General features: G+C 74.9%; 9 protein-coding genes. 4 read left to right on the top strand and 5 right to left on the bottom strand.

Going from position 1 to position 10540, the window contains the following annotated elements; all coding sequences use genetic code 11:
- Positions 1 to 156 precede the first annotated feature (156 nt).
- On the top strand, positions 157 to 1359 hold the full coding sequence (locus ACFQ87_RS35500; RefSeq protein WP_380615044.1) for a trans-sulfuration enzyme family protein: 1203 nt from the start codon (positions 157 to 159) through the stop codon (positions 1357 to 1359).
- Between the two features lie 187 nt (positions 1360 to 1546).
- Here ACFQ87_RS35500 and ACFQ87_RS35495 read toward each other — a convergent pair whose 3' ends face one another.
- Positions 1547 to 3292, bottom strand: a complete 1746-nt coding sequence (locus tag ACFQ87_RS35495) for a SpoIIE family protein phosphatase (protein WP_380615043.1) — start codon at positions 3290 to 3292, stop codon at positions 1547 to 1549.
- 457 nt (positions 3293 to 3749) lie between these two features.
- Between ACFQ87_RS35495 and ACFQ87_RS35490 the strand changes: the two genes are divergently transcribed.
- Positions 3750 to 4970: an ROK family protein gene (locus tag ACFQ87_RS35490; RefSeq protein ID WP_380615042.1), complete on the top strand. Its 1221-nt coding sequence runs from the start codon at positions 3750 to 3752 to the stop codon at positions 4968 to 4970.
- A 19-nt stretch (positions 4971 to 4989) separates the two neighbouring features.
- On the opposite strand, the gene ACFQ87_RS35485 is transcribed toward ACFQ87_RS35490, so the two are convergent.
- The gene (locus ACFQ87_RS35485; RefSeq protein ID WP_380615041.1) at positions 4990 to 6165 is read right to left on the bottom strand and encodes a S1 family peptidase; all 1176 of its coding nucleotides are present in this window, start codon (positions 6163 to 6165) and stop codon (positions 4990 to 4992) included.
- 195 nt (positions 6166 to 6360) lie between these two features.
- Here ACFQ87_RS35485 and ACFQ87_RS35480 point away from each other — a divergent pair, with 195 nt between their 5' ends.
- Together ACFQ87_RS35480 and ACFQ87_RS35475 are read left to right on the top strand one after the other, a co-directional pair.
- Entirely contained in the window at positions 6361 to 6948 is a 588-nt protein-coding gene (locus ACFQ87_RS35480; RefSeq protein ID WP_380615040.1) for a hypothetical protein, read from the top strand.
- A gap of 426 nt (positions 6949 to 7374) precedes the next feature.
- Complete coding sequence (locus ACFQ87_RS35475) at positions 7375 to 7620, top strand: hypothetical protein (RefSeq protein ID WP_380615039.1); 246 nt, start codon at positions 7375 to 7377, stop codon at positions 7618 to 7620.
- Positions 7621 to 7645: 25 nt separating this feature from the next.
- Here ACFQ87_RS35475 and ACFQ87_RS35470 read toward each other — a convergent pair whose 3' ends face one another.
- The 3 genes from ACFQ87_RS35470 to ACFQ87_RS35460 form a co-directional block, all read right to left on the bottom strand.
- Entirely contained in the window at positions 7646 to 8293 is a 648-nt protein-coding gene (locus ACFQ87_RS35470; RefSeq protein WP_270142707.1) for a response regulator transcription factor, read from the bottom strand.
- Complete coding sequence (locus ACFQ87_RS35465; protein WP_380615038.1) at positions 8281 to 9525, bottom strand: histidine kinase; 1245 nt, start codon at positions 9523 to 9525, stop codon at positions 8281 to 8283. Before ACFQ87_RS35465 ends, ACFQ87_RS35470 begins: the two co-directional genes overlap by 13 nt.
- 195 nt (positions 9526 to 9720) lie before the next feature.
- Entirely contained in the window at positions 9721 to 10440 is a 720-nt protein-coding gene (locus ACFQ87_RS35460; protein ID WP_380615037.1) for a phosphatase PAP2 family protein, read from the bottom strand.
- Positions 10441 to 10540: the final 100 nt, after the last annotated feature.

Here is a 10540-nt window from a genome sequence, read left to right as displayed (position 1 = left end):
GGTGGAGCGAGCTGGGGGAGGGGGCTTTCAAGCTATGTGGGGGGCCAGGGGGGGGAAGCGTTTCCGGGTCTTCCTCCCTTTCCCCCCCCCCCCCCTGGGCCACTCGGACGTGATTGGCCCTGTCCCGGCCGGGCCGGAGCGGCCCAGGATGGCGGCATGAGCGACTTCCACCCGAACCCCGACGCGCTGCGCCCCGAGAGCCGGATCGTCCACCCGCCGCTCGCCGAGTCCGTCGGCAGCCGCCCGATGGGCATCCCGCTGCACCAGAGCCACCTGTTCGCCTTCGACACCAGCGACGAGCTCGTGCGGGCCTTCGCCGGACCGGGCGAGGCGTTCTTCTACAACCGCTTCGGCAACCCGACCGTCCGCTCGCTGGAGACGGCCGTCGCCGACCTCGAACGCGGCGCCGCCGCCGTCGCCACCGCCTCCGGCATGGGCGCGATCAACACCGTGCTGCTCGCCCTGCTGCGCTCCGGGGACCACGTGGTCGCCCAGCGGAGCCTGTACGGCGGCACCTTCGCGATGCTGGCCGACCTCGCCCGGCGGTGGGGCGTCGAGGTGACCCACGTGGCGGGCGACGACCCGGGCGAGGTCGAGGCCGCCCTGCGGCCCAACACCCGGCTGCTGCACCTGGAAACGGTCTCCAACCCGACCACCCGGGTCACGGACCTGCCGGGGCTGATCGGAGTCGCCAAGCGGGCGGGGGTGGTGAGTGTGGTGGACAACACCTTCGCGACCCCGCTGCTGTGCCGGCCGATCGAGCACGGCGCGGACGTGGTGATCCACTCGGCCACCAAGTACCTGGGCGGGCACTCGGACGTCCTGGCCGGGATCGCCGTCTTCGCCGACGCCGAACTGCACCGGAAGGTCTGGCAGTTCGCGACCGAACTCGGTGCCAGCGCCGACCCGTTCGCCGCCTGGCTGACCCTGCGCGGCCTGCAGACCCTCGCCCTGCGGGTCCGCCGCCACTGCGACACCGCCCTCGACCTGGCCACCCGCCTGGCCGCCCACCCGGCGGTCTCCGCCGTCCACTACCCGGGCCTGCCCACCCACCCCGACCACGACCTCGCCCGCGGCCTCCTCCCGGCCGGCCACGGCGGGGTCCTCGCCTTCGACCTGTCCGGCGGCCGGGAAGCGGCCCGCACCTTCACCGAGTCGGTGCGGCTGGCCTCCCTGGCGCCCTCCCTCGGCGGTGTCCACACCTTGGTGCTGCACCCGGCCAGCACCTCGCACCGGCAGCTCTCCGACGACGAGTTGGCGGCGGCGGGCATCGGGGCGGGGACGGTACGCGTCTCGGTGGGCATCGAACACCCGGAGGACCTGTGGGCGGACGTGGAGCAGGCGCTGGCGAAGCTGTGAGGGGCGCCGGTCGACGGCCGCCGGTGCGGCGCCCTCCCTCGGCGTGACGGGAGTTCGGCTCCGGGGGGATGGCGCCCGGAGCCTGCGCCCTCCCGCCGGAGCTCGACCGCACGGTGATCACCCACAGCCTGACGATCGCGGCCGCCCTGCTCGACCGACCCCGGGCCGGGGTCCTCGTGCTCCCGGGTCAGCGGACCTTGGGCCGGGCCGCGAGCAGGGCGATGTCGTCCTCGGCGGCGGGCGCCGGGGGCGGGGCGAGTGAGTGCAGGACGGCGTCGAGCAGGTCGTCGAGTTCGCCGGTGGCGGGGAGCCGGAGAGCGGCGAGACGTTCCAGCGAGACGTCGATGTCCTCGCCGCGGCGTTCGACCAGGCCGTCGGTGTAGAGCAGCAGGGTCTGCTCGGGGGTGAGCGGGTGGGTGGTCTGCTCGTACCCGCCGAGGCCGGTGCCGAGCGGCGGGCCGGTGGGTACGCGCAGCAGTTCGGTGGGGTGGTCCGGGGTGACCAGGGCGGGCGGCAGGTGACCGGCGCTGGAGAGCGTCCAGCGGCCGCGGCTCGGGTCGGCCAGAACCAGCAGGCAGGTCGCCGGGCGGGCGGAGTCGATGGCGGAGATGACGTTGTCGAGCTGGCGCAGGATGCGGTGCGGGGGCAGGTCCATGCTGGCGATGTCGCGCAGCACCGAGCGGTAGTGGCTCATGTCGACGGCGGCCTCGACGCCGTGCCCCATCACGTCGCCCATGGCGAGCAGGGTGCGGCCGAAGGGCAGCCGGACCGTCTCGTACCAGTCGCCGCCGACGACGCTGGCGCTGCCCGAGGGTAGGTAGCGGAAGGCGAGGGAGAGGTTCTGGTGCGGGTTGCCGGGCTCGCTCAGCAGGGCGTGCTGCAGCTCCAGGGCGATGCCCTGGGAACGGGTGTAGCGGCGGGCGTTCTCGATGGCGAGGGCGGCGCGAGCGGCGAGGTCGCCGAGCAGGGCGGTCTCGTCGGGGGTGAAGGCCGGGGAGGCGGAGGTCCGGCCGAGGGTGAGCAGTCCGACGACGTGGCCGCGGGCGGCGAGCGGTAGGACGAGCAGGGAGACGGTTCCGGCCGGCCAGGCCTCCTCGGGCCCGGGCTCGGCGAGCACGGACACGCCGCCCGCCAGGCTGCGGGCGGCGGCCGAGCCGTCGCGGTGGCGGACGGACTCGCCGGGGCGGGCCAGCTCGGCGAGGGCGCCCGCCAGCGCGGGCACGGCCCGTACCGCGGCGCGGTGCAGTCGGTGGCCGCTGCCGCCGCCGGGGCGGGCGGGTTCGGCCTCGGACGGCAGGACGTCGACGGTGGCGAGGTCGGCGAGGCCGGGGACGGCGAAGGCGGCGAGTTCGGCGCAGGTGGTGTCGATGTCGAGGGTGGTGCCGATCTGCTCGGCGGCGGCGTCGAGCAGGGTGAGCCGGGCGCGGGCCTGTTCGAGTTCGCGCAGCTGCTCGCGGGCCGGGTCGGGGTCGTCCAGGACGACGACGATCACCCCGGTGGTGCGCCCGGCGTGCCGCAGCGGGTGGAAGCGCACCCGCAGTCCGGGCGGGACGGGCGCACCGGCGCCCTGGGGGCCGCCGGTGACCTCCTCGCGGTCGTGCCCGTCGGCGAGCACGCGGTGCAGGGCGGCGGCGGCGCCCGCGAACGCGGTGGTCTCGGCGGCGCGGCCGAGCAGGTCGGCGCGGCACAGTCCGGTGACGCTGGTGAAGGCGGGGTTGAGGTACTGCCAGCGCAGCCGCTCGTCGAGCAGGGCGATGCCGACCGGGGCGGCGGCGACTACTTCGCGCAGCAGGTCCGGGTCGTCCTCCCGATGGTCACTGTCGGTGCCCGCACCGAGGCTCGCGGCGAGGGCCGCCGCGGTCGCCGCCAAGGACGGGGCGTCCGGTGTCGCCGGTCGGTGGCCCTCTGCGCGGTTGCCGTGCCGGAAGTGCATAGGCCCATGATCACGCCTCGGCGCGCGACGCGCCCACAACTGGGTGAAACCTTGACCGCCCGGAGACGGCGTTGCGGCGGGAAGGGGCCAGTTGCGTGCGCACACACACTTGCAGGGTGCGTGCACACGCACACAGTTGCCCCGGATCCGAGCACCGCCCGGAAGCCAGAAGGAGGCACCCGCACGGAAAACACCCGGATCGTCCTGATCACCGGCACCTCCTCCGGGATCGGCCTGGCCGACGCCGCGTCGACGCGAGGGCGGTCCGCGCGGTGGCCGCCGGATGATCACCGGTCATACTTGGGCGGCGGCGTCCGGCACCCGGACGCCGCGGGTCGTGCCGGGCCCGCCCGACCGACGCCGGTGGCGCCGGGCTGCCAGCACCAGGCCGCCCGCACCGGACCGTCAGCGCCTGGCCGCCCGCACCGGAGCGTCAGCAGCAGACCGGAGGAACCGGATGAGCCCCCACCAGCCGACCAGTCGCCCGGCGGCCGGGGTCCCCGGAGTGCCGTGGAACCGGCAGCGGCTGCGCAGCAACAACGAGTGGCTGCTGCTGGAGCTGCTGCGCACCGGCGGCTGCTCCTCGCGCGCCCAACTCGCCCGGGACACCGGGCTGTCCAAGCCCACCGTCTCCGCCGCGCTGGCCGAGCTGGAGCGGGCCGGGCTGGTCCGCGAGGCCGGGCTGCTGGCCCCCGAGCGGGGCCGCACCGCCGTGCTGTACGAGGTCGACCCGACGGCCGGTCACGTGCTCGGGGTGGACATCGGCCGGGCCCGGCTGCGGGTGGCCGTCGCGGACCTCGCCGGTACCGTCGTCGCGCGGCGGGACGTGGCCAACCGCGGTCGGAGCGCCGACGCCGTCGCGGACGCGGTGGTCGCCGCCGCGCGGGAGGCGACCGCCGAGGCGGGCCTGTCCGCCTCGGACACCGTGCACGCGGTGATCGGCACCCCGGGTGTGTGGGACGAGGAGCGGCGCGGCGTCCGCTACGCCTCCAGCCTGCCCGGCTGGGGCCGGCCGGGGCTGTTCGACCGGATCGGGGAGGGCCTCGGCACCGCCGTCACGGTGGCCAACGACGCCAACCTCGCCGCGCTCGGCGAGTACACCCTCGGCGCCGGGCGCGGCAGCCGGATGTTCGCCTACCTGCTGGTCGGCACCGGGCTCGGGGTCGGCGTGGTCAAGGACGGCGAACTGCTGCTCGGAGCGCACGGCGCGCTGGGCGAGATCGGTCTGGTGCCGCTGCCCGCCCGCCCGGGGGAGCGGGTCGCGACCATCGAGCAGGAGGCCGCGGCCGACGCCGTGGTGCGCACCGCCCGGGACTTCGGACTGACCGGTCGGGGCGGGAAGCAGCTGACCGCCAAGCAGGTCTTCGAGCGGGCCCGGGCCGGCGAGGGCGCGGCGGTCCGGGCGGTGGAGCGGGAGGCGGAGCGGCTCGCCTACGCCGTCGCCGTGCTGTCCGCGATCCTGGACCCGGACCTGGTGGTGCTCGGCGGCGGCATCGGCAGCAGTGCGGACCTGCTCCTGGAGCTGCTGGAGCAGGCCCTGCACAGGCTCGCCCCGATGCGTCCGACGCTCGCACCGAGCCTCCTGGGGGAGGAGGCGGTGCTCCTCGGTGCGGTCTCCACGGCGCTGGAGACCGCCCGCCCCGAGGTGTTCGAGCGCCGGACGGCGGGGCTGCGCTGACGGCCGGTGGGCTCCTTCGTCAGCCGGTGGCCAGGGTCAGGCCGTAGGTGCTGAGGATCGGGTTGACCGGCTGGAAGTAGGTCTCACCGCCCGAGGTGCAGTCGCCGGAGCCGCCCGAGGTCACGCCCTGGGCCTGGTTGCCGGAGATGAACGACCCGCCGGAGTCGCCCGGCTCGGCGCAGACGTTGGTGCGGGTCAGGCCGTAGACGCTGCCCTCCTGGTAGTTGACGGTGGCGTTCTGCTCCTCGACGGTGCCGCAGTGCCAGCCGGTGGTGGAGCCGGAGCGGCAGACCGAGCCGCCGATCGTCTGCTCGGTCGAGCCGGCCACCGTCACGGCGCCGCCCGCGTAGTCGTTCACCTGCGGCTGGGCGGTCCAGTCCGGTCCGGCCGCGACCCAGGAGTAGTCGTTGCCGGGGAAGGTCGAACCCTGGAAGGTGCCGATCGAACTGCCGTCGGAGTTCGTGGCGTTGGAGCCGGGCTGACCGCAGTGGCCGGCGCTGACGAAGCCGGGCTGGCCGCCCTGGGTGACCGGGAAGCCGATCGAGCAGCGGGCGGCGTTGTCGATGTAGTAGGCGTCCCCGCCGCGCAGGTCGGCGAGCGGCTTGGGCGCGGCGGTGGACGGTTCGACCCGGACCAGTGAGCGGTCCACGCCGGACTGGCTGAGGAAGGCTCCGGTGCGGGCGTCGTCGGTGGACCGCACCACGACGGTGTTGTCCCGGACGTCCACGTACCAGAGCGGGGTGGCCTCGGGCGTGGCGACCGCGGAGGCCCGGTCGAGCGCGTCCTTGGCCTGGTTCAGGGCCGTGAGCGCGTGCCGGACGACGGTGGCCCGGCCGCCGTGGGCGGTGATGGCCCGGGCGGCGGAGGGGTCCGTGGTGGCGACCACCAGGTCGGCCTGCGGCCCGTCCACCCAGGCACCGGCCCAGCGGTCCCCGAGGGCCCGGGTGAGCGCGCTCTGGACCTCGGCGGCTCGGCTCTCGCGGGCGAGCCGGTCGGCGGCGGCCTGCGGGGCGAGGCCCAGGTCGCGCTGCATCGCGTGCAGCAGGGCGGGCGGGGCGGTGGCCGTCCGGGTGGGGGCGGCGGCCAGGGCCACGGCTATGGACGGGTCGTCAGCGGGGGCGCTGACGGCGGGGGCCGCGGAGAGCGCGACGGTCGCGAAGGCGGCGGCGACCGCGAGCGCGCGGAATCGGAGCATGGGGGATCTCCTCGTTCGGCGTGGGGGTTGCCGGAACCGTAGCGATCCGCACTTGATGGCCGGAACATGTCAGAAAGCCCCGCACTTCGGCGCTATACCCCTCGGGGTGGGGCGTGGTGGCTTGGGGGGGCTCTGAGGGTGGTTGCGTCCGGTAGTTGGAATGTCTCGATCTGCCAACGAGTGGGGAAACCGTGCGTGCGGCGTGTTCGGGGTCTGCTTGAATCGCACGCCTCATCCAAACGGAACGGAGCGTTCTCCTCCCATGCGCCACGGATACCCGGCCGTCGCCGGGCGGCCGGCCTGGCCGGATTCGCCGGACTCGTCCTCACCGTCGGTCTGACGCTGACCGGTTGCGACCCCTCGGCGGCCGACGGCGGCGCCAAGGCCTCGTCCGCGCCGACCGCCTCGTCAGCGCCGAGCGTCGCGGCCACGCCGACCCCGGCCGCGTCCACGGCTCCGGCGCCGCCGGCGGCCACCACCCCGGCCGCACCCGCCCCTGCGCCCACCTCGACCGTCGCCCCGCCCGCGTCCCCGCCCACTCATCCGCAGTCGGCTCCGCCCAAGGCGCCGCAGCCGAAGGTGACCACCGCGCAGCCGCCGACCGAGCCGGAGCCGCAGCACACCGCGGCGGCGGGCGGTGCGCAGTGCGAGCTCCGTTCCAACGCGGAGGCGATGGGCTGCACGGTCGGCACGGTGAAGAGTCAGACCGCCAAGGCGCTTTCTACTCTCCGTCGCCTGGTGCCGGCCGCGATGCTGTCCGAGACCCCAGGTGAGGTGGCATGAACGAGCAGAACCACGAGGAGACAGTTGTCCGGGCCCTGCTGCGCGACTCCGCGGCGGCCTTCCCATCTGGAGACGCGGACCTGTTCGCCGGCGTCGCAGCCGGTGCACGGCGCCGCCGGCGGCGGCTCACACTGCTCGGCACGGCCGACGCCGTGCTGGTCATCGCAGCGGGCGCGGTGTCGGCTGTCACGATGTCAGCAGGTCGGCCTGGAGACGCGGTGCAGGTGGAGGCGACCGGCGCCGATCGCCCGTGCCCGGCACAACTTGGGCCGTTGAACGCTTCGCAGCGCCCAGGAGCCGCCGACGCGATGGTTCCGGCCTCACCGGTCTCGGCCTGGGTCTGCCTACGAGCGGCCGTCGTCCCCGGCCCCGGGGAGAGCGGACGCCCTGGTACTCACCCGCTCTGGCCGCCTGTCGAGCGCGCAGGTGAGTGCCCTGGTCGCCTCGCTCGACGCCGCGCCGAAAGGCGCGATGCGGTGTGTCAGCAACGCGCACACGGTCACGGACGTGCGGTTCGCCTACCCGAGCGGGCCCGACGTCGAAGTCCGCACCGGAGTGGACAACTGCCGCAACGCCTCCAACGGCAGCCGGGACGCTAACGCCACCGCGGTCAGCGTCCCCGTGCCCCCGGACGCGGCGCAGCGTGGGCCGGCGCCGAGCCCGCCGCCGTGATGACGGCAGGCGTGCCCCCCGGGATTCAGCCCCTGGACGCGCCCAGGAAGCGCAGCACGGCGAGCACCCGGCGGTGGTCCGCATCGGCCACCGGCAGGTCGAGTTTGGCGAAGATGTTGTTGATGTGCTTGGCCACCGCGCTCTCACTGACCGTCAGCGCCTCGGCGATGCCGGCGTTGGACCGGCCCTCCGCCATCAGGGCCAGCACCTCCCGCTCGCGCGGGGTCAGGGCGGCCAGGGGGTCGCCGCGGCGGAGCAGAAGTTGGGCGACGACCTGGGGGTCCAGCGCCGTTCCCCCCTCGGCCACCCGCCGTACCGCTGCTGCGAAGTCCTGGACATCGGCCACGCGTTGCTTGAGCAGGTAGCCCACTCCGCTCGTGTTGGTCGCCAACAGGTCAGCGGCGTACCGCTCCTCCACGTACTGCGAGAGCAGGACCACCGCCGTGCGCGGCCGGCCGCGGCGGATCACCGCGGCCGCCCGCACGCCCTCGTCGGTGAAGGTGGGCGGCATCCGGACGTCCACCAGAGCGAGTTCGGGCTGGTGCTCCTCGACGGCGGCCAACAGCGCTTCCGCATCGCCGACTTCCGCGACGACCTGGAAGCCGCCCATCTCCAGCACCTTGACCAGGCCGACCCGCAACAGCACCGAGTCCTCGGCGATCACCGCGCGCACGGCAGCTCCACCGTCACGGTCGTCGGTCCCCCGACGGGGCTGCTGAGCCGGAAGATGCCGTCGACGGAGCCCACCCGCTTGGCCAGCCCGCTCAACCCCGTACCACCGGAGGGGTCGGCGCCGCCCAGCCCGTCGTCGGTGACGTTCACCCGCAGGACCGTCCCGACCCGTCGGACCGTCACCTCGACCCGCGAGGCGCCGGCGTGCTTGGTCACGTTCGCCAGCGACTCGGAGATCACGAAGTACGCAACCGACTCCACGGCGGGCGCCGCCCGTTCCGGCAGCTCGACCCGCAGGCGCACCGGCAGCGGAACTCGGGCGGCCAGTCCGGACAACGCCGCGTCCAGGCCCCGGTCTTCGAGCACCGCCGGATGCAACCCGCGTACCAGATCGCCGAGTTCGGCGATCGCCGCCTTCGCCTCCAGGTGCGCTTCTGCCAGCACCTCACGGGCCTCGCCCGGCAGGTCGGGGCGGGTGGCCATGGCCAGTCCCAGGTTGACCGCCAGCGAGACCAGCCGCTGCTGGGTGCCGTCGTGCAGGTCGCGCTCGATCCGGCGGCGCTCGGCATCGACCGCCTCGATCAGGTCGGTGCGGCTGCCCGCCAGGTACGCGACCCGCTCCTGGAGCCGATCGGCCCGGCTGGGCCCGAGCAGCGCCGCGGCGGAGCGCGACTCCGCCCGGGCCACCACCCCGGCGAGCCAGGGCAGGAGGGACAGCAGAAAGAGGCCGAGCACGGTGTAGCACGGCATCAGCGTCGCCCAGCCGAACCAGTCGCGCCGCACCCCGACCGGCAGCGCCCACACCCAGCCGTACCCGGTGGCGCCCGCCAGACCCACCACCGCCGCCACCAGCACCAATAGCTCCGACAAGGCCACCAGCGGGCCCAGCAGCAGGTGGTACCCGACCTGGCGCCAGGCGCGCGGCGAGGAGAGCCACCGCAGGGCCGTGGTCGGCGACCACCGCTGCGGCACGGGCGCCGAGCGACGGATGTCCACCCCGAGCAGCGCCCGGTGCCGGTACCGCTGAACCACCGTCAGCACCGGGACGCCGCTCAGGAGCAGGGCGACAGACACCGGGAGCGCGAGCGCCCAGTTTCCCGTCCTGGCAGTGGTCGCCGCGCCCCAGGCCCACACGGGCACCAGCGCCAGGTGCACCGGGACACCCGTGGCCAGGAAGCCGGTGTCCCGCCGTGCCCGCCGTGCCAGGCGCCCCAACCGGGGTGGAATCGTCATGGCTCGACGTTAGAGCACCTCAACACGAGCCTGCCATGGATCTTGTATCCGCATCCATGGTGAACCCAGTACCACCACACCGGGGCCGGGTCTCAGAGGACGTTAAGCCTCGTTTGTCCTCCGCTCCCGGCCCCGCCAGCACCAGCCCCGGCCCGGTGGGCCAGTCGACGCCGGTCGCCTCCTTCGAGCCGAACTTCAGCCAGACCAGGAACAGCCCGAACTTTTCCGCCGCCACCCGCCAGTTGCGGCCGGTCCGCGCACACCAGCGCAGGTACAGCGCGACCCGCCCGGCCCCCCGGCGCCCGGTGGAAGTTCGGTGCGTCGCACCGGGGGCAGCACCGCCGCGCCAACCGCGAGCCAGGCGCAGCCGAGCAGCCAGCCGCCGAGGACGTCCAGCGGCCAGTGCACCCCGAGGTAGATCCGGCTGAGGCCGACCAGGCCCGCGAACACGGCGGCGCCGGCGGCGGCGGCCCGGGCCGCCGGGTGGGCCCGGACGACGGCCATGGCCAGCAGCCCGGCGCAGACCGCCGAGGTGAAGGAATGCCCGGAGGGGAAGGAGTAGCCGGAGGCATCGGCGGCCCAGTTCGCCCGTGGCGGGCGGGGGCGGTCGAAGGCGTACATCAGGCCCAGCCGGACGAGCTGGCCCGCGACCAGCCAGAGCACCGGGGCCAGCAGAACGGTGACGGTCCGGCGCGGGGGCCGGGGTGCGGGCACGGCCCGGACGGTGACGGCCCCGGCGGCCAGGGCGAGGAGGTACGGAACCACGCCGGAGCCGAGGTCGGTGATCACGACGGCCACCGCCCTGGCGGCGCCGGGCCGGTGGGCCGCGCTCCAGTCGTTGGCGCTGCGCTCGAAGCCGAACGGCGCCCAGTCCTGGCCGGCCAGCAGCGCCGCCAGGGCCGTGAACAGCAGCACGGCGGGGGGGGGGGGGAGGGGGGGGCGAAGGGGGAGGGGGGGGGGGTTCCCCCCCCCCAACGGGCTGCAAGAAACAACACAACTCGAGGCTTTAAGAACA

This window comes from Kitasatospora sp. NPDC056531 (genome assembly GCF_042794375.1).
Lineage (GTDB): Bacteria > Actinomycetota > Actinomycetes > Streptomycetales > Streptomycetaceae > Kitasatospora.
This window is presented reverse-complemented; position numbering and strand designations above follow the sequence as displayed.